Here is a 22,477-nt window from a genome sequence, read left to right on the forward strand (position 1 = left end):
ATCCCCTCATAAGCAGCAAAGCTCGGTACTGCCGAAAAATAAGGATAATTGCTGCGGCGTTTCTTTACAACATTTCAAATTGTTTAACGGGTCCTTGAAGCTTGGGCAGGTTTCGTATGCTTTAATGAAAAATTGCTCCGCCTGCTCTAAATTCATATAAATCGCTTGAATGCACCCAAGGGCATTATAGCCTAAAGCACGCCACTTCGGATAGTCCGTTAATGAAACCAGCAATTGGAAATGCCGCTGCGCCTCACTCCAATTTTGCAGATGCATATGCGTCATTGCCAGATACAGCCGGGCCAGATTACATTCCGGAAGGTAAGAAACCGCAGATTGAAAATGAGTGGCAGCATCGGAAAACATAAATAATTTATAATACCCCTGCCCCTTCGAGATCATCATCGCGTATTCGTACGGCACTTCCATATCAAGCTCCGCATTGTAAGCTTCCTCGGCTGATACTGATTGATGTTCCTCTGCCTGGTTGGCAGCAGAATGCATAGTCTGCGGCGGCGCAGTTGGCTTCTTGGATGGTGACGGCGCAGCCGGCCCTGCTGCCGGTGAAGGCTTAGCAGGCGGCTCGCCAAGTTCTGTGCTGCTCTCCATCGCCAGCATGGGCGGCGGAATCATTTGCGTCACGGGACCTTCCAAGGTTGCTGCATGCTGCTCCACAAAATAAGAAAACTTTTCTTCGAAATCAATCCACTGCTCGACAAGGGAATCGCTCATTTTCTTAAGCATCACGAGCTGCTCATCGAATTGGGCTTTCTGCTCGCCGCTTGCGGTTGGATAGGCTTCAATTAGGTGATCCAGTATTTCGTTCATGGCATCGAACATTTGTTGGAACATTACGCATCCCGCCTTCACCAAAGAATTGAGGAGTGTTATGCTCATTCTTTGTTTCGGGGGTGCTTTTCATACCCCATGCCATTCGTTACATAGCGCTGGAATCGGTGCTTTACAAAACCGTTGCGTGAATTTCCTCGGACAAGCTTTTCAGCGGACGGTTGTCGCTGTCCAGAATCGTTACGATCGGCTTGTGAGCGCGCGCTTCTTCGTTGGACATGGAAGCATAAGAAATAATAATGACCTGGTCTCCCGGCTGTACCTGACGCGCCGCCGCGCCGTTCAGGCAAATAACGCCGGAGCCGCGTTTGCCCGTAATGACATACGTTTCAAAACGCGCGCCGTTGTTGTTGTTTACGATTTGCACCTTTTCATTTTCCCAAATATCGGCCGCATCCATCAAATCCTCGTCAATGGTAATGCTGCCGACATAGTTCAGGTTCGCTTCCGTGACGGTTGCGCGGTGCAGCTTCGATTTCATCATCGTTCTATACATGATCATTCACCTCGGTAATTGGTACGAATAAGGCATTATCAATCAGGCGCGTGGAGCCAAATCTGACGGCAAGCGCCAAAATAAATTTACCGCTCTGGGCAGCAATTGGCTCATTCCACGCCGGAAGCTCCAGAGAAGGATAAGTCAGCCATTCCACGTAGTCAATGTCGGCTTGGCTCGCTTCGTTGATTTTCGCTTTTACCCTTGCAAGCAGTTCCTCGGGAGTAATCCCTTTCTCTTTCATCCATTGTTTCGCAAGGGTCAACGATTGGGATAAGACGACAGCCTGCTGGCGCTGTTCAGCCGACAAATAGACATTGCGCGAGCTGAGCGCAAGACCGTCTGGCTCCCGTACAATCGGACATGGCACGATCTCAACCGGAATGTTCAGATCATCGGTCATTTGCTGAATAACCGCAAGCTGCTGGGCATCCTTCATTCCGAAATACGCCCGGTCGGGCTGAACCAGATGGAACAGCTTGCTGACGACCAGTCCCACTCCGTCGAAATGCCCCGGTCTCGAGGCACCGCACAGACGGTCCGTAAGCTGGCTTATAATAACCGAAGTGCGCGGCTTCGAAGGGTACATTTCCTTTACATCCGGCATAAAGACGATATCGATGCCGTTCTCCTTCGCAATCGAAAGATCCCTCGCCTCGTCTCTCGGATAACGCTCGAAGTCTTCGTTAGGACCAAACTGCATCGGGTTGACAAAAATAGATAAGACCGAAGCGGTGTTCTCCGACACCGATTGGCGCATCAGGCTGGCATGGCCTTCATGCAGGAATCCCATTGTCGGCACTAAGCCGATTGTAGCATTGTCGTTTGATTTTTTAATAAGAATAAGTTCGTTTTTTAGTTCAGCTATGGTTCGACACAAAATCACGCTTGGGAGACTCCTCTCTGCTTGCCTGACCGTTGTTTGTATTTGTTGCTTCTCCTGCGCCATACAGATGATTGATCGCTGCCGGCTTGGCGCCAAACGTGTGCTCCTCAGCCGGGAAAGCTCCCGCTTTCACTTCATTGACATAACTGCTAATGGCGCTCCGGATTGTGGAGCCGATATCCGCATAAGTTTTGACCATTTTTTTCTCCATATAAGGAGAAGAATATTGCAAAATATCGTGATACACGAGAACCTGGCCGTCGCAGCCGCGTCCGGCTCCGATTCCTATCGTCGGAATCGTCAGTTCCTTGCTGATCGCTTCCGCGATTGGCTCTGTCACAAGCTCAAGAACAATCGCAAAGGCTCCCGCAGCCTCCAGCGCTTTGGCATCTTCCATAAGCTTTTGGGCTTCCTTCTCCAGCTTGCCCTGCACTTTGTAGCCGCCAAGCTGGTGCACCGATTGCGGCGTAAGTCCGATATGACCCATCACCGGAATGCCGGCTTTGACGAGCGCTTCGACTTCTGAAGCAATCTCCGTTCCGCCCTCCAGCTTCAGCGCCTGGGCTCCGCCCTCCTGCATAAGACGGGCTGCATTGCGGAGAGTGGTTTCCCTGCCGATGCCGTAAGTCATAAACGGCATGTCGGTAACGATAAAGGTGTTCTTGGCACCGCGCGCAACGGCGCGTGTATGATAAATCATATCATCGAGCGTGACCGGTATCGTTGTGTCATAACCAAGTACAACGTTACCCAGCGAATCGCCGACCAGAATAACGTCCAGTCCAGCCTCCTCTGCCAGTACGGCAGACGGATAATCGTAAGCGGTCAGCATCGAGATCGGATTTTTGTCCTGCTTCATCTTCTTGAGGTTGGTAATCGTCAAACGTTTCCTCATTACGCTTCATCCCCTTTTAAGTTTTAGGATAAACACAAAAAAACCTTTTAGCCGCTGCTAAAAAGGTTCCCGAACGAAAAAGGAAACGTATGCTAAATAATTGCTTCCTTCTGTCTCGGTCCCTACGGCTCAGAGCAGAGTGTGCCTTGCTTGCTTACAACATCTATTACCCTTCGCAGTGCAGCTCTTACCAGATACCGCCTGCTTCCTTTATAGTAGCAAAAAAAGGCGTGCCCGTAAACGCCTTTAGCGTACGGGCTCGCCCATTTCGGCGGAGAATACGACAACCGTGCTGCCGTCGTCCTTGCGAACGGTTAATGCGCCGCTTGCGTCGAGGCCAATCGGCACGCCGTCGATTGTTCCTTGCGGGGTGATTAGCCGCGCCGGCTGGTTAAGGGATACCGATAACGCTTCCCAAAGCGTAATAATCGGCGCAAATCCTTTATCCAGATAGAGGAAATAAAGCTGCTCCCATTCCTGCAAGAAATCGGATATAACTGTGATTCGGTCAAAGCCGTCCCCACCATTGGCAATTCGAAGGGAAGTAACCTTCTCAAAGATTTCCTCCGGATAATCCGATTTCTCCAAGTTAACGCTGATGCCGATTCCGGCAATGACATAGCGGAGACGTTCCTCTTCCGCCGTCGATTCCAGCAAAATGCCGCTAATCTTCTTTCCTTCGATCAACAGATCGTTGGGCCATTTGATACCAATAGGCAGCGAAGTGATTCGCCGCAAGCTCCGGCACAAGGCTACCGCTGTAAGAAGAGTCAGCTGGGGAGCAAAATGAATCGGCACGGACGGGCGGAGCACCATGCTCATCCAAATGCCCTTTCCTTGCGGCGATACCCATCCCCGTCCCATTCGGCCGCGCCCGTTATGCTGCTGCTCCGCAATAACCAGCGTCCCTTCAGGCGCACCTTCTTCCGCCAGCTTTTGTGCCAGATTTTGCGTAGAGTCCACCGCTTCATGCCACTCAATCGAGCTGCCGAACACCTTGGATTTCAGTTCGCTTATCAGCTTAGGTACGGACAAGGTATCCGGCAATGACACGAGCTTATAACCAAGCCGTCTTGACGCTTCGAAGACATAGCCCAGCGATTCCAGCTTCTTAATCTGCTTCCATACGGCTGTCCGGCTGACGCCCAGCTCATGGCTGATCATTTCTCCCGACACGTATGATCCGGGATTTAGTTCAAACAATTCAAGCAATCGATTATTTGACATCGTTATCGGTCCTCGGCATTCCATATTTGGGCTTGCTTAAGTAATAATTCCTTCTCGTTTGGCAGCTTGTCCAGCGCAACCTCAAGCAGGAGTTGCTTAAGCAGCTGTCCTGTCCAAGTTCCAGGTACTCTCTGCAGTCCTTCCGCAAGCTGTTTGCCATTCAGCTTCAGCTGCTTTAACGTCATGGCGGGCATTCCGTTCAGCCATTTATCCAGTAGCTCTGTCTGGTCATGCAGATTATGCTTGCGATCCCATACTGCGATCGAGAGCCATCTGCGAGACGCTTCTTCTCCATATTGAAGGATCAGGCTTGTCCAGACAAGCCGCAAATCAGACTTACCGTTCCACTGTTTCATGGCGGTTTGAATGGACAAAACGGACAATATGGCGTTCATCTTCTGCGTAGGTAGACGAAGCGCCTTTAATGTTTCTTCCGCGTCGGGGAGCGTGATCCCTTCCGCCATTAGGAGCGCGGCGTAACGGGTATCCGGGTCAGCGAGTTTGTCTAGACCGCTAAAAAGGGTATGGCCTTGTGCAAGCTTATGTGCTGCAGGCAGGACGGTACCCGTATAGTCAAGCAAATTACAAGCTGCGAGAAGATGCAATGCCCGTCCGGGATGAGCTCCGCCTATCATGCGGTCTAATTCAGCCTGAACCCGTTCCATGGCAATATGCCGAAGCAGCTCCCGATGCTTGATAAGCGCTCTCCAGGTAGAGTGCGCAATCGCGAATTCAAACTGCGAGGCAAACCTGACCGTTCGCAGCATTCTCAGCGCATCCTCCTGAAACCTGGCATCCGCGTCGCCCACGCAGCGAATCATTCTTTTATTGAGATCATCCAATCCGCGAAAAGGATCGTATAATTCTCCGGCCGCATTCATTGCCATTGCATTAATGGTTAAATCACGGCGCAGCAAATCGCCGTCCAGGCGGTCGATGAATTCGACCTGCAATGGGCGGCGATGCTTCTCGTATTCCGATTCCGTACGGAAGGTCGTCACTTCGTAAGATTCACCATCATGCAATACCGTTACCGTACCGTGCTGAAGCCCCGTCGGAATGCAGCGCGGAAAAATCGACATCACCTGCTCGGGTCTGGCCGAAGTTGCAATATCTACATCCTTAATCGGCAGTCCCATTGCGGTATCTCTCACGCAGCCTCCGACAAAAAACGCTTCAAAGCCCTGCTGCACAAGCGCTTCAAGCACAGGTAATGCCTGAAGCATGAGGTTTGGCAAAGCGAAGCGTACTTCCATGGACTTAAGCACTTCCTTCCTGTATTAGGCCTCGCATACCGGCATCGGCAAATCGGCTTCCATTCCAAGAACCCGATAATAGATTTGTTCGTACTGCGTGGTGATCACATCATTACAGAACTCGTTGCGCGCTCGGAACAAGCAAGCTTCCTTAAACGACTGATGAAGCTTCTCGTCCTTGAGCAATTGAGTGGCATAAGAAGCCATTCCTTCAACATCGCCGATTGGGCACAAATAACCGGTCTCGCCATGCGTCACAAGCTCAGGGATCCCCCCGGCAGTTGAACCAATGGTTGGAACTCCGCAGGCCATCGCTTCAAGCGCAACAAGGCCAAAGCTCTCCTTCTCGGAAGGCAGGAGCAAAAGGTCAGCCATCGAAATAACCTGCGCGACGTCTTCTTGCTTGCCAAGGAAATGGACACGGTCTTCCAGACCCATTTGACGGATCTTGCATTGGATTTTGGACAATTCCGGACCTTCGCCAACAAGCAGCAGCTTAGCTGGAATTTGCGAGGATACGCGTTCAAAAACATCCACAACGTCGCTAACACGCTTCACGGGACGGAAATTCGAAATATGCATAAGTATTTTTTCATGAGGCTGCGCGTAATCGGCCCGCAGAGAGACCGCGTCGCGCGGATAATAAACGCGTTTGTCTACGAAATTGTACGTCAGATCAATCGGGCGCGTAATATCCAGGAGCTGTCTTGTTTCGTTAATGAGGTCCTGCGATACGGCCGTCACGGCATCGCTTTCGTTAATGGCCAGACGAATCAAATCCTTTAGCGATTCATCCTGAGCAAGCACGGTAATGTCCGTGCCATGCAGCGTCGTAACGGTTTTGAAGCCGTCGCCAATCATTTGTTTGGCCAGATGCGCGCATACGGCATGAGGAACCGCGTAATGCACGTGAAGAAGATCCAGCTTCTCCATTTTGGCTACCTGGGCCATCTTGCTTGCTAGCGATAAATCATACGGCGGATAACGGAATACGTAATAATCGTTAACTTCAACTTCATGGAAAAAGATGTTTTTATGAAATTTCCCGAGACGGAACGGTATGCTATGGGTAATAAAATGAATTTCATGGCCTCGTTCGGCCATCAACTTGCCTAGCTCCGTAGCCACTACGCCGGAACCGCCCAGGGTTGGATAACACGTGATTCCGATTTTTAATTTACGTGCCATATCGTAAGTCCACCCTCTCGTGTAACATGCTGATATTCTATATATTCGACATCATTTTGATTATGAGATTTTTTTATCTTTGTTAAAACCACTCAATGGCATGCGGGCGTTTGATGGCAAAGCCCTCCGCATATTTCCAGCCTCGAGTCTGACCAAGCAGACTATCCCGGGCTTCAACCCGTTCGATATAACGATCCGTTAAAGGAGTCGCCACTCGGTCTTCGCCGGGGGCAGCCGTTTGGAATTGAGATTGGTACGCCATCAAAGATTGTCTCTTTTGGTCGTAAAAATCCGATACGTCAACCATAAGCGAGACGTTATCGACATCGTTTATGTAATAAGAGATGAATTGTTCCACCTGCACGGCCGGCAGCTCCGGCATATACCGGCGAAGCTTTGCATTAAATACGGCCTCTTCAACCAGCTTGCTGCAGGCGATGTGATCCGGATGACGGTCCACCCAGTACGGAGCGAATACGATGCGCGGACGGGAACGGCGAATTTCCGCGACAATCGCATCAATGTGCGGCTTGTTGATTTCGAGACCGCGGTCCGGCAATCCTAGATTGGTACGGGTATATAAACCAAGCACCGAGGAAGCTGCGGAAGCTTCCTGCTTCCTTAGCTCCACGGTGCCGTTTGAAGACATTTCCGCTTCGGTTAAATCACAGATTCCTACCCGCTTCCCGGCAGCCGTATACTTCGCGATCGTACCGCCCATCCCGATCTCCGCATCATCCGCATGCGCGCCAAAGACGAGAATATCTAACGATTCGCTCATGGTGCATCCACACCCGGCTTATATTTGTGTACAAGCTCGCGCCATGCGAAATCGCCGCGCGCAAGCGCTCGGACAAGCAGTTCCGCAGTAGCCACGTTCGTTGCAACCGGAATGCCTTGTACGTCGCAAAGACGGAGCAAAGCGATAATGTCCGGCTCGTGAGGCTGTGCCATGAGCGGATCCCGGAGGAAAATAATGAGATCCATCTCGTTTTGGGCAACCATAGCGCCAATCTGTTGGTCTCCTCCAAGCGGACCGGACATAAACCGTTGGATCTGAAGATTTGTTTTCTCCATAATACGGCTGCCCGTTGTACCGGTAGAATATAATTCATGCGGCGCAAAGACACTCTCATAGGCGGTTACAAAGTTAACCATTTCTTCTTTTTTACGGTCATGCGCGATAAAGGAAATTTTCAACATCCTATAATCCCCACTCTTTCTAGGCTGTATATAGATTAGTCCATCAAATGTTCAAAACCATAAACCAAACCGCTGTAGTCCATCACTTTCTTGACCGCAACGTTAACGCCGGGCATGTAACCGGCACGGTCATAGGAATCATGACGGATCTTCAACGTTTGGCCATAACCGCCAAACACAACTTCTTGCTGCGCAAATACGCCTGGAAGTCTAACGCTATGTATACGGAAGCCGTTATAATAACCGCCACGCGCGCCTTCAATGACTTCTTCCTCTTTAGGGTTGCCTTGACGAAGCTCCTGGCGAACCTGAGAGATCAATTCGGCCGTTTTGATTGAAGTGCCCGACGGGGCATCCAGCTTTTGATCGCCGTGATATTCGATAATTTCAACATGCGGCATATATTTGGATGCTTCCGCAGCGAATTTCATCATCAGAATAGCGCCAATCGAGAAGTTTGGAGCAATGAGCCCGCCAATTCCTTTTTCCTGGCAAAGCTTGTCCAGCTCTTCGATTTGTTCCGGCGTAAAACCGGTTGTGCCCATGATGGGACGAACGCCGTGCTCAATCGCGACCTTGGTATGCTGATAAGCAAGCGCCGGCACGGTGAAATCAACCATAACATCTGCCTTTGCGCTGCTTAAAGCTTCCTCAATGGTTGCGCTAACGGTAACTCCCGTATTCGCTTTGCCAGCAAATACGCCCGCGTCCACAGGACCTGCTGAAGGAGCGACGGCAGCAACGAGCTCGAGCGCCTCGTCCTCCAGCACCATTTTCACAACTTCACGGCCCATTCGGCCGCTTGCTCCGATTACTGCTACCTTAATTGCCACCAAGATCACCTATTCCTTCTGTTGTTGTTTGCCCATCACCCGTTTGCGCAGCATTCTGCGCTTCCGATTCACATCAGCGAATAAGCGGCGCGCCGCGGAATGACCGGGATCTAATCTGATTGCTTCCCTGGCGTTTATGACGGAATCCTCCAACCGCCCCATCTCCGAGTAGGATAACGCAAGCAAATAAAACGCCTCGAAGCTAAGCGGATCCAGATCTGCAGCTTGCTGCAGCAAAGGTATTGCATCCGTATACTGCGATGGCTCTTCCGCAAGCTTGTGCTCCGCCGCAGCCACGAGTAGTCTCGATTCAATCGTTTGTAAATGGTATTGATATTCGGGATGATTTCCGTCAAGCTCTACTGCTTGCTTCGCATATTGATGCGCCTTGGTCCATTTCCCGCTTCTGGCGCATGAAACCGCGCATATATGTTGATAGCTCGCATTTAGAGGTTCTGCCGCTATCGCTTGCTCGAACCAATAAATCGCTTGTTCAAAATCACTGTTAAGAATAAACTCATACGCCTTCTTCACGCAGCTTTCCCCGTCCATCTGCCCATCCTCCTTGTACACAGGTTGATGGTACAGCATATGTAAAGGTGCGTTCTACTGTTCGCCGTTTTTTCTCGTCCAGCGGTTAGCGTCCCGGGTATTGAATTTATTCATGACTTTGTTATGCGCTTCCGTCAAATCAATGTTGAGCGAATTTGCAAAACAGGACAAAATAAACAAAATATCGCCAAGCTCCATCTCAACGGAGTTTTCTTCTTCATTCGGCTTTTTTGGTTTCTCGCCATAATAGTGATTCACTTCCCTAGCGAGCTCGCCAACCTCTTCGCTCATTCGCGCCATAAGCGCTAGCGGGCTGAAGTAGCCTTCCTTGAATTGACCGATGTAAGCATCCACCTCACGTTGGATATCGGCTAAAGATTTCTCTGCCATGTGTGAATGACCCTTTCTTCCTTATGTATAACGCTAATATCACCTATGTTAACGTAAAGAAGCAATGAAAACAATGTTTTTTGAACCGTCTGTTAAGCTATAATACATAAATAGCCCGTTCAAGAACTTAAAAGGAGTTTATTTTATGTCCCGGAAATTCATGCTTCAGCTTCAAACCGTACTGCCGATCTTGGTCGGTACAGCCATCTATGCTTTTGGTCTTCATTATTTCGTAATTCCGAATCAGCTGATGGAAGGCGGCGTAACCGGCATAGGCGTATTGCTTAATTATGCTGCCGAGGTTCCATTGTCTCTTTCCACGCTGATTTTGAATATACCGCTTTTCTTGATTGGCTGGAGGAAATTAGGCCTTGGCGAGATGGCCTATACATTGATTGGTGTCGTGTCCTTATCCGGCTTCCTCGCCCTTATGGAATGGATGATCGACAAAGGCTGGATTGTCACCTTCCATAACTCCCATGATTATCTTCTTGCCGCTCTTTATGCAGGCGTTACCTTGGGAGGCGGATTAGGCATTGTATTCCGTGCAGGCGGAACTACCGGCGGCGTAGACATTATCGCGAGGATTGCATCAAGGCGCAAAGCGTTTAGCATGGGGCAATTCATATTAATTTCGGATGCCGTCATTATCGGGATTTCCTTATTGTACATACCGATCGAAAAAGTGTTGTACACGTTAGTCACGGTGTTTGTCGCGTCCAGACTGATTGATTTCATCCAGGATGGCGCTTACTCAGCCAAGTCCTTCTCCATTATTACCGACCAAGGCAGGGAGATGGCTGCCGAAATCACTTCCGAGCTGGACCGAGGCGTAACCTTAATGCCCGCAAGGGGCGCTTTTTCCGGACAATCAAAAGAGGTCGTCTACTGCGTTGTTCAGCGGCAAGAAATGCGCCGTCTTAAGAACATCATACGCCGTATCGACCCCAAAGCGTTTACCGTTATTAGCGAAGTTCACGATGTGCTTGGCGAAGGATTCAAAGAAGAATAAAGCTTAGGACAATGGCTTTACGCCATAGGGCTGCTGCTTGTACTTTCTCCAGCCCGTGTAGGTAAGAACGGCCATAATAATGGCGCCGAGAAGCAAAATCCAACTAATGGGATGTGCTTCCCCAACCGGTGCCACAACCGGTTCTTCGTCCTGCGAATGACCGTTATCGAATAGCCGGTTTACCGAAAACTCAAGATCCGAAATCGAATTGTCCGTCCAGTCCTGCTTGGTCTGCCCTTTCATCCCCGCTTCAAGCAGGACGTTCGTATAATGCATCCGATCACGCAATTCGTTAATCCGTTCCGTTGGCCGCTGCATGGAAGCAGCGGCTTCTATTCGCGATAAATGTTGATTAAAGCTATTCATCGCAGCTCTCGCCGCTATCGCCCCGTCATCCGTCTGCCTATTCCAGGAACGGTTCACTCTCTCCAAATCCTCCAGCATCACTTTCTCATACTGCAGCCATAAAGCGTGATCCGGACGCAGCAATGCATCCGTCGTGAGATGAATGCGTGCCGCTGCCGTCAGCCAATCGGAAGTTACCTTCCCGCTTTTAAGCGTGTAGGTAATCGAATTGATGCTCTCCTCCATCAGCTTCCATCCGGTAGCTTGTCCCGCCTGTCTGATATCGCTCTTGTTCACAAGCTTATCCAGCTGCTGGACATATTTATAGCCGGCTTGGCGATTGTTCATGTAAGCAGCTTCGTATAAAGCTGCTGCCGTCTCGTCTAAGCGAAGCAGCTCGTTCCTGGATTCGTTTGCATTGCCTGTCCGAAGCAGGTCCGCGGGAAAGGCTTTGGCAGCCGTAACCGAACAGACGGTCATGACGATACATAAGAATAAAGGCAGTATAATTCGTATCTTCATGGTCATCCCCCTCATAAAGAATTGCTATGACCACTTTATGAAGGGATGTCCATACTTATGTCTCTTTTCTTGCCCTTAATGCAAGCGCACCGACAATAAAGCTGAAGATCGTTAAGCTGTATGTAAACCATTTGACAGCCGTCAAATCATCCATAAGCCTGTCCGAAAGCCACGGAAACACATCATACGTATAGTCTACGGTGTCATTTAGCAAAAGCCATAACGTACCAATTACGGCTGCCCCTACGCCAGCTCTCATAAATCGGGCATATAACAGCACTTCCACGGCCATTGCCGTATGCGAGACCATCAGCATCCAATGCTCCCATTGAAGCGGATCCCCCTGCATGCTTCCCGCAACGATCATAGAAACCGCCCAGATGCCATATTTAATAGAAGTAACGACAGCGAGACCTTCAATAATCATTCGCGCTCCGTTGACAAAGCGGGAGTTGCCTTGAGGCGGAAACAGCCAATACAGCAAGGTTAGCGTAAAGAACAAGCTTGCGGTTGGACTATCCGGGACAAATACAACCTGCCATAACGGATGATTGCTTACCGTATCTTCAATCTGATTGCCGTACCAGATGTAACCGTACACGGTGCCTAGGAAATTAAAGATAAACATGACCCATAAAAAGAGGCGACTTAATAAAAAAGATCGGCTCCAGAACCAAGATATCGGTACGCCCATAGAAATATACGCCTCCTGTTTCGATTAGATTTGAAAAAACCTGACCGCATAAATACGATCAGGTTTTTAAACGGTGCTATTATTCAGCCGGCGCTTTTTGCTTCGCAAGCCAAGTTGTTAATTGGTCAATCTCTTCGGCGGACAACTGATCTTTGAAAGCTGGCATGCCACCGCGGCCATTGGTCACGGTTTCAACCAGTTCCTCCTTCGACAACCTGTCGCCTACGCCTGTCAAAGCCGGTACTTGCGGCGGATTGCCCTTCAGATCGTTAGCATGGCAGGCAACGCATTGCGCTTTCTTGACAATGTCCATTGCCGGGTCATTCGCGTCAACCAATGCAACCGTTTTAGCCGGTTTCGATGCGCTTGGAGCTTCTTGACCTTTCTCATGTGCTTCGCGGGCTTTCTCTTCGCGGACCTTATGCTCCGGAATCGAGTTCGTAGCTTCCATCTCATGCGTGTAGTGACTCCACGAAATAACCGTCAAGTACACACAGGCAATCAAGGACAAGAACATGAGCGATGAAGCGATTGGACGGCGGTAGAACCGACGCTCTTTACCTGTGTCCAGGAACGGAGCAAGCAGCAAGCCGCCAAACATAACAGCTGGAACCCCCATCGTACCAAGTACGATGTAGTCGCCAGAAACCCATGGATATTTCAAAAACTGATACAGGAACAGGAAGTACCAGTCCGGCATCGGAATAAAGGATGCGTTCGTAGGGTCCGCCGGATAACCTAGCGGTGCACCTTCCGCAATGGTCCAAGTCAGGAAACCAACCAGGACTACGCAGCCCACCATCCATTCCTTAAGCAGGAAGTTCGGTATGAACGCTTCCGATTTACCGGGGTAGGACGTATAATCTGGCGGAATGTTTGGATGATTGCTTTTCTTCACCCGCGAGTCGCCAACATATACGACCTTCTCGTTCGATTTATGACCGTGCGCCATAATAAATCCTCCCTTCGCTTAAAGTGGTCCCGAAATGCCTTGCTTCCGAATCATCAGGAAGTGCGCTGCAAGCATTGCAATCAGAGCGCCAGGCAGGAAGAATACGTGAATTGCGAAGAAGCGTGTTAGCGTTTGCGCGCCTACAATGTCGCCGCCGTACAGGAACTGACCGATGTAAGGACCGATATACGGCACGGATTCCGCGATCTGTACGCCTACCTTCGTTGCGAAGTAAGCTTTGTTATCCCAAGGCAACAGGTAACCCGTGAAGCCAAGGCCTAACATAATGAAGAAGATCAGCATCCCTACGACCCAGTTCATTTCACGAGGCGCTTTGTAGGAACCCGTGAAGAATACACGCAAGGTATGTAAAAACATCATTACGATAACCAAACTTGCGCCAAAGTGATGCATGCCGCGAACAATGCCGCCAAATGCAACCTTATGGTTCAAGTAGTCAACGCTTGCATAAGCATTGATAATGTCCGGTACATAGTACATGGTAAGGAACATGCCGGACAAAATTTGAATTACGGTGATAAAGAACGTCAAACCGCCGAAGCAGTAAACGAATGCCGAGAAGTGGTGAGCAGGGTTAACGTGCTCCGGTACTTCATGGTCCGCTACATCCCGCCAAAGCGGCGTAATATCAAGACGTTCGTCAATCCAGTTATACATCGATTTAAACATCTGCTATTAGCCTCCTATACACGAGAGTTCGCTTTGATCGGACCTACGTACACAAAACCGTTTTCAACTTTCACTTCATATTCATCTAATGGATGTGGGGCAACTGCAAGGTTTTTCCCGTCAACGGTATAACGTGCACCGTGGCAAGGACAATCATACTCGTGATGGCCAAGCGTATTCCAACCGATCGTACAACCGAGGTGCTTACATACCGGAGAAAGCGCAAAAATCTGATTATTTGCGTCCTTCGTAATCCAGGCAGAAAGTTCGGGATCGCTTACATACCAGCCATCGACCTGATGAATTTGGAACTTGAATTCTTGAGGCTCAGTTGTTATTTTGCTCTCTTCAACTACTTTAACCCATGTTCCCTCGGCTTTTTTTGCCAAGAGAGGATCAACCGCAAAACGGACCATAGGCAAAACCGCGCCACCAACCATAAATGCAGTCGTACCGCCGAGTGTATACGACAAAAATTGACGCCGGGACATCTCTTTGCGTTGAACCGGACGATGCGCGGTTTCTTGATGTTCGTGGTTACTCATCTTCTGTTCTAACCCCCTTTGCCAACCATTTCTCGCGTTCAGCCACACGGCAAAACGCTTGACGAACTAGGACATAAACTATAATAGCCTAGGCGCTTGGGAGCGTCAAGAATATGGCTCGCGATTTATTTACCTATAAAATGCCATTCACAAATTTGTTGGCAATTTGTCACATTTAACCTTGCCTTAACTTTTGTTTCCCCAAAACCCATTTTTTTTATTCAAAAATACCCCGGTTTTGAAGATGACAGCGCTTTATTGTCGTTTAGGAGTCGCCGCGGTTCCACAAAGCCTGCACGGCTTTCGACACATTTGCGGCGGTTGGCGCTTCCCCGTCCCCGTCCGGGCAGATCACAAGATCGGCATCCGGGCATTCCAGTCCGTCCTGATTCTTAGCGGAGATAACGATGACAAACCGGAATCCGGTTTCCTTTAAAGATCGACAAGTTTTCGAAACGAGTGCCCCTGCGGAATCTTCATTCATGTAGTGCATCGCCGGATAGGTCACTATTCTTCCTTTAAAAGGAATTTCTATGAGATCCATTACGTCCCTTAACTGCTCAAGTGCAAGCGTTGCTTCAAACGGCTGCTCCAATCCCGTCATTCCGGTGACCGGCAGCAAGCATGTGTCGAGATAAGGCTTAAGCTCGTCCCATTGTTGCTCGGCAATATCGCTAAATTTCATTTCCTGCTCCCTTTCCTGTTGAGAATCGTCCGTAATCTCTATGTTACCCATAAAGGGGGATTTTGCCAATCCAAACAACAAAAAAACTCCCGCTGCTATAACGGAGCCTTAAGTCCTCCATCATAGGGCGGAAGTTTCTATTCGCGCAAATTAGCTCTTTAATTGATTTAATTGAGCGGCTAAACGGTAGAACGTATCCTCGTCTCCAACGGCCAACGCTTGATCGATCGCTTTATAGATCTGATCCGAGCGAAACTTGTGAACGGCTTCATCTAATACCATCTCCGCTGCTAATCCTAGCATTGCTTCATAAGCAACTTTCATTTTGTCCATAGGATACACCTCCAAACCGGCGTTAAAGAGATCCTATCGTCTTCGACTATCGTCACGCGGTGATTCAAGTGAAAGAGTATAGGTCAACTCGTCATTCTCAGTCACAATCGAACCGGCTCCTACTTTAAGCATATTCACCATTCTGCGCGCCGATAAGTACGATTGCCCCCATTCCAATTAATATGCCATCGCCTAGTTGGTTTCATAGAAAAACTAGTAGAGAAACATCCCATCCTGATCTTCGAGATTTACTCCCGCGACAAGGGCCCTTCCCAATTTGGTCATCCGCACAACCGTTCCATGCTCCTGATGCTCGCCGATCCGAAGCATTCCCAGATGAACCATCATTCCCATTAACCGTACATCCAGCACCCTGTCGGCTGAATCGTAATAGAACGGTTTGACGAAAGGGATAAGCACTTTGCGGAGTGAAGCAGCCGTAACCCATTGCTCCGCCAAACTATTCATCCAATGCACGAGCGCATGAATGTTGGGAATTGCCCCTTTGTACAGTTTCAGCCAGAACTTGTAAATCTGCTCCATTTCATTGGCCGGTTTGCTGCGCAACCGCTCTTCGCCGCTCGGCGATAAGACCAATAACAGACCATCTTCCACGAAGTACTTCATATAGCTGCAATAGTCAAACAGGAGAGACATCCGGTTCGGATAATGGTGAAAATGTCTGCCGTACCCGAATCGCCACTCGCCCTTACCAGGCAGTTCTTCCGAGATGGCCAGCTTTTCCAAAATCTGTCCGCTGAACCGTTTGTACATCGAGCCATCCGCCGACAACTGAACCTCATTGTGATAAATATAATGAAGCAGCTGATAAACGTCTTCCTGCACGAGCATTTGTTCGTCCCGGTACATATGCGGCTCATCCGTATAATGCAGCTCTGCCGTAAACTTCTTGCGAAGCGTCTCGCGAAATCTCACTCTCAGATCCTGCGGTACCTGGAACATATAACGATTGGTTCCTGTTACTCCGTTAAACAGCCAACCTTGATGCTTGAACCTGGAGATCATCTCGCGTGGTCCGGATTCTTTGGGCGCTTCGGCCTCGGCTTGCTTCTTCTTCGTGCGTTTCGTTTTCTTCTGCGGCGGTTCTTCCGCTGGGGGCTCTAGCTCGCCAAACTTGCTTTGCTGAACCCTTGCAATCAGCTCTTCCAGGCTGAAGGAATCTCTCGATTCGAATAACAAGGAGTTCAAGAACCGCATTTCGTCCAGTTTCATACTGCTGATCTGCGCCTCAAATACATCTTTCCGGCTGACGGTTGAGAGAATAGACTGAATCAAATCATTTTTTGAGTGGCCATTGCACTCACATTGATACACGGAGGCGATCCGGCTCAACTGCTGAATATCCGCATAGCCCAACATATCCGACAAATTCATGGTATCTCTCCTTTCCGCAACTGCCCGCCGTTTGTGTCTCGATCGCGAGCTTATTTGATTCGCTAGCAATAATTAGTACCATTATGGGAAGAATTTTGAATTTTAAAACTAGTTGTGTGAAAAAGCTTCACATTGAGTGCCTAAATTCGCTTGATGCGCGTGATGCACGCTGCGCAAGCAAATGTTCTTTCGATCGCCGTTGATACCGGATTCCCTTCGATTCGAAGTTGTATGGTGGGGAATCCGGCTATCAAAAGCGAACGCTGCGCTTCTCAATGAACATTTGCTTGCTCCGCTTCCGCTCGCTCGTTTTCCACACAAAAAAGCCTTTAAAATCCAAAAGCGGGAACAGCAAATAGGGCTGCAATTAATATTGGCAGCCCTAAATTTTTCGTACTTACCGCTGCGCTTCTCAATGAACATTTGCTTGCTCCGCTTCCGCTTGCTCGTTTTTCACACAAAAAAGCCAGATAAAATTCAAAGGCGGGAACAGCAAATAGGGCTGCCAAGTAAACGGCAGCCCTTGCTGTTCATAATAAGAGGCTGCCAAATAAACGGCAGCCTGAATTGTTGTAAAAAATAAATTGACGAGGGAATGAACGGTAAATGTATCTCCTGGAGGAGCGAAGCGTTCGCCTTTGTCACTTCTGAATACACCTTATAAAATCTAATCCATATTCAGAATGACAACAGCGGCCGGAAGGAGATACATTTCCGAGAATGGTAAGCTCGAACCCACCATTATTTCGTCGTTACTCCCTGCTCCTCCTCTAGGTGACGAGTACAATTATATAGAAGCGGAGCCCATTGTTCATCCTTAAACTGGAGAATCGAGTAAGAAAGATTGCCCAGATGCTGCTTCTCAAGGTCGACGCAAAGCGTGTCAAACATCTGCGCCAGGAACCCGCCATGGGATACCACGAGCAGCCTGCATTCCGGCCGCTGCTTCTGACAATCCTGCAGGAATGCCAATCCCCGGGCACGGACCTCCTCGTCCGTTTCCAATCCTTGCGCAACTTCACGCCAGTTCTCGCCCCAACGTTCCACTCTCTCGGGCAGGGTCAGTCCCTCGACTTCGCCGAAATTGCGTTCGCGCAACCGAGGATCGCCGTCCAGCAGCGGAATATCCAGCTTATCCGCAATAACGGCAGCCGTCTGGCGAGCGCGCTGGAGATCGCTCGATATTACCGCATCCCACAGCTTCTCATCTTGGCTCAATCGCGAGGCTAGCGCATTCGCCTGCTTTTTTCCAAGCTCATTTAACGGAATATCGGTCTGGCCTTGAATCTTCCCTAAAGCATTCCAATCGGTATTGCCGTGTCGTACCATGCCAATGATCAATTGCGATTCCTGCCTTTCCGAATATAAATGAGAAAACCTCTATCGCGGCGCCGAAATAAACGGTCACGGTTAGAGGTTGAATATCTATACAACACCTTAGTTAAGCTTGTGCATTAGCTTCGCGTTCTAGACAACCAGTTCAAGATTAACAACGTCATCACAACTCCAAGAAGCGAAAGAGCTACCCAATATTGCGGGTAGGTTGGGACGACCTGCAGAACGAACGGATCGCTAACGCTTGCGACGGGAACTTCAAATTCTGCGCTAATGACAAAATCGCTGCCGGACGCATTAGCCGTATCCATTAATCCGGTTAATTGAGCCATCTTTTCTTCCGGCGTGCCGTGTTCGTTGCCTTTGATGAAAAAAATAAGCGAACACGCGAATATGGCTAAACAAGCGGACAGCACAATAGCAAGGTTACGCCTGAAAGCAGGCGAAAAATAATAGCTTTTCTGAGAAACCGGCATTAACCACGATTGTTCAGCATAAATGCGATCCATAACGCTGCGATTGACATGCTCCATCTGGGCGGTAACAACTTCTTCCTCTTCGGAAAGCTGAAGGATCAATTCTTCGCTTTCTTCCCACAGACGGTATTGTTCCGCGCAATGCTCGCAGTCGAGCAAATGGGCTTCCATCGCTTCACGTTCGGCATCTTCCTCTGATAAGCATCCGAAGACATCGAACCTGTCTTGTACGTCATCGCATTTCATCGTGTGTTCATCCCTTCGTATTCTTCCATCATCGGCGTCTCGCCAAAGTAAGGCTCAAGCTGCGACTTTACGCTGGCTCGTGCCCGGAATAACAACGATTTTACGGAACTTACCGTTTGGCCCAGGATATTGGCGATCTCCTGATAGTCTAACTGGTCATATTCCCGCAGAATGAGTGCCGAGCGTTGTTTTTCAGGTAAATTGTTGATCGCTTCTCGGACCATCGCCATCCGTTCGTTGCGCAGAACATGTTGTTCTGGCACCTGATCCGGGGGAGCGGCAGGCATCATATTCGACTCATCGAGAGGAACGTTGGCAGACTTTTGCTTGCGCAGTTCGCTAAGCACGGTATTTCGTGCAATCGTATACAGCCACGTCGAAAAAGAGGCATCCACTTCGCGGAAGGAATGGAGGCTGCGGTATGCTTTATAAAACGTTTCCGAGCACAAATCCTCAGCGAGCAGCTCCAGCTTGGCACTCTTCAACATATGATAGATAAATGCTAATATCTTGCGTTGGTAACGGCGCATCAGCTCCGAATAGAGCTCGATGTTACCGTCCTTAATCTCACGTATTAATTGGGAATCAGTCATGACAGGCGAACCTCCTCACCTGCGAATTCTTCTTCCCAGTTCGATTATGTATCCTTATACCGAACCGGAAGCGAAAAGTTGCGGTCATTATCATAAAAAATATCAATAAATACGATGTATGTAATTCGAGTCGCAAGAGCCAAAATCCTTCTTGTTTCGACAAAAAGGATTTTAATCCATATTTTAACAATACCCACTGTCCTTCGATATTGTAACATACCTCTTTGCATTAGTCTCAAAAAATAAATAAACTCTAATTTCCAGTGTGCAGGATTTTGTCGGAATTGGAGCAAACGGCATGTCCACAAAAAAAGAACAAAAAAAAACCACTCCGAAGAGTGGTCAGCATTCATATTGAACGCTATAGTTTTGGATAGGAGTGGAGAGAAACCATACTGTACTTTTATTATATGTATACGCTTCCACAATGTCAACGGTTTTTTTGAAAACGCTTAAACTTTTTTGTCCATAAAATTTCTCATCCGCCAACAAACAAAAAAACCTCTTTCGAGGTTTTATTGACGAACGGTATAACCGGTTTTGCCGAGCAGCTCCATCGCTTGATCCAAATCTTCCTGAGTCCGGAACGATAAACGAAGCACGCCGGGAACATCTTCCCTGCTCTCGATAATATTGATGTTGCTAAGGTTAATCCGGGCACTGCCCAGCTCGCTGGCAATATTGCCGATAATGCCGGGATGATCGGGTACATCCACATAACAATCGTATAAAGAATGAATCATGCCTTTCCGGCGCTCGGGCAGCTTGCTGCGGAACTCTCCGGCTGTCTGGAAAGCTTCCTCAATCGCATCGCCGTTCAAAGCTTCCAGCATCACCGCAAACTTCTCCACTTCCGAATTCCAATCCCTCAGAAGCTTCAGCAGAACTTCGCGGTTATTAATTAGAATATCGCGCCAGACGATCGGATCGCTTGCCGCGATTCTCGTAATGTCCCGGAAGCCTCCGGCAGCCAGCAATTCGTACAAGCCGTTATTCTCATTGTAGCCGCGGACCTGATTAACGAGCGCTACCGCGATCATATGCGGCAGATGGCTGATTGCCCCTACAATCTCGTCATGCGAATTGGCATCAACGCTGACAAGATGCGCTCTTGTATGAACCAGAAGGTTTTTCAGCCGTTCCAAAGCTTCCGGCGGTGTAGTCTCTTCCGGTGTTAGTACATAGAACGCGTTCTCGAACAGATTCGTGGAGGCTGCTTCAACGCCGGAGCGTTCGGAGCCGGCCATAGGATGGCCGCCGATAAACGACACGCCATTCTGCTCCAGTCTTCTGCCGCATTCGGCCACCGAAGCTTTCGTACTGCCTACATCCGTTACGATGCAGCCTGGCTTCAAATTTAGCTTGCCGAGCTCCGTTACGTATTCTTCAAGCTTGCCTACCGGCACGCACAGAAAAATAAAATCGGCGCCCTCAGCAGCTTCGCGCAAGGAAGTTGTCGCGTAATCGACAACTCCCCGCTTCATATATTTTTCAACGGAGGACTGACGGTTCGAGTAACCTACAACGGTAAGCTCCGGCTTGCCTTTGAAGCAGAGCGCCAATGAACCGCCAATCAATCCTACCCCAAATATCGCGATCTTCGTCATAAGGCTATCCGCGCACCGCCGCTTCCTGCAGAACTAGCTCAAGAGCCGCGATGAACTTTTCGTTTTGCTCCGGAGTGCCCACTGAGACGCGGATGTGGGTCGGATAGTACGTCCAGCGCGATCTAACAATAACTCCTTTACGAAGGAGCGATTGGAAAACGTCAGCAGAAGGGAGCTTCGTATCAACCATAACGAAGTTGCCGTACGCCGGGAAGTAGCTTAAGCCAAGACGGTCGAATTGACTGGACATGTATTCGATTCCCTCGCGGTTCTGCTTGCGGCAGAACGCAATAAAATCATCGTCGGCAAGAGAGGCTTTTGCCGCTACTTGTCCGAGGCGGGTCGTATTAAACGGCTCTCTGATTTGGTTCATATATTGGATGACATCCGCGTGGCCGATTCCGTAACCGATACGCAGCGAGGCCAGACCGTAAATTTTCGAGAAGGTGCGAAGCACGATCAAGTTCCGGTATTTCTTCAGCAGCTTAATGCCGTCCGGGAAACCGGGCTCTTCCACGAATTCGCAATACGCTTCATCCAATACGACCAGAACATCCTTAGGAACCTGATCGAGGAAAGCGGTAAGTTCATCTTCCGTGACGATCGTGCCGGTCGGGTTATTCGGATTGCATACCCATACCAGCTTCGTACGGTCCGTAATCTTGGCCAGCATCGCCGGAAGATCATGTTTGCCGTCCTTTAATGGCACTTCAATAATGCGGGCATTTTCGATCTCCGCGTTATGTTTGTACTGGGAGAACGTTTCGTCGGCCATAACCGTCTCGTCGCCCGGAGCAAGATAGGTTCTCGCCAGCATAAGGATAATGTCGCTCGAGCCCGTGCCAAAAATAATCTGATTGGACTCTACTCCGTATCTTGCCGCTACAGCTGCCGTAAGCTCAAAGCTTGCACCGTCCGGATAGGTTGAAATTTGACCTAATTCATTTATGATAGCTGCTTTCGCCTGTTCCGAGTAACCGAACGGATTCTCGTTGGAAGCAAGCTTGATAACCTCGTCTAATCCAAGCTCTCTCTTAACGTCTTCAACCGGTTTTCCCGGCTGATAAACAGGGAGATGCACGATATTGCTTTTTGGCTGCATCGCCATTCACCTCTTTGTCATATTGGCCATATTGGCTAACCGCATGTTTTCTATTGTCTCACATCTTGTAAAGGTTTTAAAGGGTCGTCTTGTAAAATAGGAATTGGAGCTCACTAGGCGAATAGGCTTTGCCATCCATTTTACAGACAGCGCAAATGCTTGAAATAAAA

Annotated in this window: 26 protein-coding genes; 1 reads left to right on the forward strand and 25 read right to left on the reverse strand. The window is 49.2% G+C overall.

Going from position 1 to position 22,477, the window contains the following annotated elements; all coding sequences use genetic code 11:
• Window positions 1-6: 6 nt before the first annotated feature.
• The 12 genes from PGL01S_RS10035 to PGL01S_RS10090 all read right to left on the reverse strand — a co-directional run bounded on the left by PGL01S_RS10035 (window position 7) and on the right by PGL01S_RS10090 (window position 9,775).
• Window positions 7-852, reverse strand: a complete 846-nt coding sequence (locus tag PGL01S_RS10035; RefSeq protein ID WP_127494084.1) for a tetratricopeptide repeat protein — start codon at window positions 850-852, stop codon at window positions 7-9.
• A 109-nt stretch (window positions 853-961) separates the two neighbouring features.
• Window positions 962-1,345 carry an aspartate 1-decarboxylase gene (gene panD, locus PGL01S_RS10040; RefSeq protein ID WP_015844046.1) on the reverse strand — a complete coding sequence of 128 codons (384 nt, stop codon included), beginning with the start codon at window positions 1,343-1,345 and terminating at the stop codon, window positions 962-964.
• Window positions 1,338-2,231, reverse strand: coding sequence for a pantoate--beta-alanine ligase (gene panC / locus PGL01S_RS10045; protein WP_127494086.1), 894 nt, complete (start codon window positions 2,229-2,231; stop codon window positions 1,338-1,340). Before panC ends, panD begins: the two co-directional genes overlap by 8 nt.
• Window positions 2,206-3,126: a 3-methyl-2-oxobutanoate hydroxymethyltransferase gene (gene panB / locus PGL01S_RS10050; protein WP_127494088.1), complete on the reverse strand. Its 921-nt coding sequence runs from the start codon at window positions 3,124-3,126 to the stop codon at window positions 2,206-2,208. Before panB ends, panC begins: the two co-directional genes overlap by 26 nt.
• 246 nt (window positions 3,127-3,372) lie before the next feature.
• Window positions 3,373-4,353 carry a biotin--[acetyl-CoA-carboxylase] ligase gene (locus PGL01S_RS10055; protein ID WP_127494090.1) on the reverse strand — a complete coding sequence of 327 codons (981 nt, stop codon included), beginning with the start codon at window positions 4,351-4,353 and terminating at the stop codon, window positions 3,373-3,375.
• A 2-nt stretch (window positions 4,354-4,355) separates the two neighbouring features.
• Entirely contained in the window at window positions 4,356-5,609 is a 1,254-nt protein-coding gene (locus PGL01S_RS10060; RefSeq protein ID WP_127494092.1) for a CCA tRNA nucleotidyltransferase, read from the reverse strand.
• Between the two features lie 24 nt (window positions 5,610-5,633).
• The gene (gene bshA, locus PGL01S_RS10065; RefSeq protein WP_127494094.1) at window positions 5,634-6,797 is read right to left on the reverse strand and encodes an N-acetyl-alpha-D-glucosaminyl L-malate synthase BshA; all 1,164 of its coding nucleotides are present in this window, start codon (window positions 6,795-6,797) and stop codon (window positions 5,634-5,636) included.
• 82 nt (window positions 6,798-6,879) lie between these two features.
• On the reverse strand, window positions 6,880-7,578 hold the full coding sequence (bshB1, locus tag PGL01S_RS10070) for a bacillithiol biosynthesis deacetylase BshB1 (protein WP_127494096.1): 699 nt from the start codon (window positions 7,576-7,578) through the stop codon (window positions 6,880-6,882).
• Window positions 7,575-8,000 carry a methylglyoxal synthase gene (gene mgsA / locus PGL01S_RS10075; protein WP_127494098.1) on the reverse strand — a complete coding sequence of 142 codons (426 nt, stop codon included), beginning with the start codon at window positions 7,998-8,000 and terminating at the stop codon, window positions 7,575-7,577. Before mgsA ends, bshB1 begins: the two co-directional genes overlap by 4 nt.
• 35 nt (window positions 8,001-8,035) lie before the next feature.
• Window positions 8,036-8,794 (reverse strand): 4-hydroxy-tetrahydrodipicolinate reductase, encoded by a 759-nt coding sequence (gene dapB, locus PGL01S_RS10080; RefSeq protein WP_373312726.1) that lies wholly within the window; start codon window positions 8,792-8,794, stop codon window positions 8,036-8,038.
• A gap of 48 nt (window positions 8,795-8,842) precedes the next feature.
• Complete coding sequence (locus PGL01S_RS10085) at window positions 8,843-9,385, reverse strand: tetratricopeptide repeat protein (protein ID WP_164775435.1); 543 nt, start codon at window positions 9,383-9,385, stop codon at window positions 8,843-8,845.
• Window positions 9,386-9,439: 54 nt separating this feature from the next.
• A complete protein-coding gene (locus PGL01S_RS10090; protein ID WP_127494102.1) occupies window positions 9,440-9,775 on the reverse strand; it encodes a nucleotide pyrophosphohydrolase in 336 nt (111 codons plus the stop codon).
• Window positions 9,776-9,920: 145 nt separating this feature from the next.
• Here PGL01S_RS10090 and PGL01S_RS10095 point away from each other — a divergent pair, with 145 nt between their 5' ends.
• Window positions 9,921-10,787 carry a YitT family protein gene (locus PGL01S_RS10095; RefSeq protein ID WP_127494104.1) on the forward strand — a complete coding sequence of 289 codons (867 nt, stop codon included), beginning with the start codon at window positions 9,921-9,923 and terminating at the stop codon, window positions 10,785-10,787.
• A 3-nt stretch (window positions 10,788-10,790) separates the two neighbouring features.
• On the opposite strand, the gene PGL01S_RS10100 is transcribed toward PGL01S_RS10095, so the two are convergent.
• The 13 genes from PGL01S_RS10100 to hisC all read right to left on the reverse strand — a co-directional run bounded on the left by PGL01S_RS10100 (window position 10,791) and on the right by hisC (window position 22,307).
• On the reverse strand, window positions 10,791-11,528 hold the full coding sequence (locus tag PGL01S_RS10100) for a sporulation protein YpjB (RefSeq protein ID WP_373864155.1): 738 nt from the start codon (window positions 11,526-11,528) through the stop codon (window positions 10,791-10,793).
• A gap of 181 nt (window positions 11,529-11,709) precedes the next feature.
• Window positions 11,710-12,348, reverse strand: coding sequence for a DUF1405 domain-containing protein (locus tag PGL01S_RS10105; RefSeq protein WP_127494108.1), 639 nt, complete (start codon window positions 12,346-12,348; stop codon window positions 11,710-11,712).
• 79 nt (window positions 12,349-12,427) lie between these two features.
• Window positions 12,428-13,300: a menaquinol-cytochrome c reductase cytochrome b/c subunit gene (locus PGL01S_RS10110; RefSeq protein WP_127494110.1), complete on the reverse strand. Its 873-nt coding sequence runs from the start codon at window positions 13,298-13,300 to the stop codon at window positions 12,428-12,430.
• Window positions 13,301-13,318: 18 nt separating this feature from the next.
• A complete protein-coding gene (gene qcrB, locus PGL01S_RS10115) occupies window positions 13,319-13,990 on the reverse strand; it encodes a menaquinol-cytochrome c reductase cytochrome b subunit (RefSeq protein ID WP_127494112.1) in 672 nt (223 codons plus the stop codon).
• A 14-nt stretch (window positions 13,991-14,004) separates the two neighbouring features.
• A complete protein-coding gene (locus PGL01S_RS10120) occupies window positions 14,005-14,535 on the reverse strand; it encodes a Rieske (2Fe-2S) protein (RefSeq protein WP_127494121.1) in 531 nt (176 codons plus the stop codon).
• Between the two features lie 265 nt (window positions 14,536-14,800).
• A complete protein-coding gene (locus PGL01S_RS10125) occupies window positions 14,801-15,220 on the reverse strand; it encodes a DUF2487 family protein (RefSeq protein WP_244935561.1) in 420 nt (139 codons plus the stop codon).
• Between the two features lie 150 nt (window positions 15,221-15,370).
• Complete coding sequence (locus PGL01S_RS10130) at window positions 15,371-15,553, reverse strand: IDEAL domain-containing protein (protein WP_127494125.1); 183 nt, start codon at window positions 15,551-15,553, stop codon at window positions 15,371-15,373.
• Window positions 15,554-15,766: 213 nt separating this feature from the next.
• Window positions 15,767-16,948 carry a hypothetical protein gene (locus tag PGL01S_RS10140; RefSeq protein ID WP_127494127.1) on the reverse strand — a complete coding sequence of 394 codons (1,182 nt, stop codon included), beginning with the start codon at window positions 16,946-16,948 and terminating at the stop codon, window positions 15,767-15,769.
• 741 nt (window positions 16,949-17,689) lie between these two features.
• Window positions 17,690-18,289, reverse strand: coding sequence for a histidine phosphatase family protein (locus PGL01S_RS10145; RefSeq protein ID WP_127494129.1), 600 nt, complete (start codon window positions 18,287-18,289; stop codon window positions 17,690-17,692).
• A gap of 113 nt (window positions 18,290-18,402) precedes the next feature.
• Window positions 18,403-19,005 carry an anti-sigma factor gene (locus tag PGL01S_RS10150; protein ID WP_127494131.1) on the reverse strand — a complete coding sequence of 201 codons (603 nt, stop codon included), beginning with the start codon at window positions 19,003-19,005 and terminating at the stop codon, window positions 18,403-18,405.
• Entirely contained in the window at window positions 19,002-19,598 is a 597-nt protein-coding gene (locus PGL01S_RS10155) for an RNA polymerase sigma factor (RefSeq protein ID WP_127494133.1), read from the reverse strand. Before PGL01S_RS10155 ends, PGL01S_RS10150 begins: the two co-directional genes overlap by 4 nt.
• Window positions 19,599-20,113: 515 nt before the next feature.
• On the reverse strand, window positions 20,114-21,205 hold the full coding sequence (locus tag PGL01S_RS10160) for a prephenate dehydrogenase (protein ID WP_127494135.1): 1,092 nt from the start codon (window positions 21,203-21,205) through the stop codon (window positions 20,114-20,116).
• 4 nt (window positions 21,206-21,209) lie between these two features.
• A complete protein-coding gene (hisC, locus tag PGL01S_RS10165) occupies window positions 21,210-22,307 on the reverse strand; it encodes a histidinol-phosphate transaminase (protein WP_127494137.1) in 1,098 nt (365 codons plus the stop codon).
• Between the last annotated feature and the right edge of the window lie 170 nt (window positions 22,308-22,477).

This window comes from Paenibacillus glycanilyticus NBRC 16618 (genome assembly GCF_004000805.1).
Taxonomy (GTDB): Bacteria; Bacillota; Bacilli; order Paenibacillales; family Paenibacillaceae; genus Pristimantibacillus; species Pristimantibacillus glycanilyticus.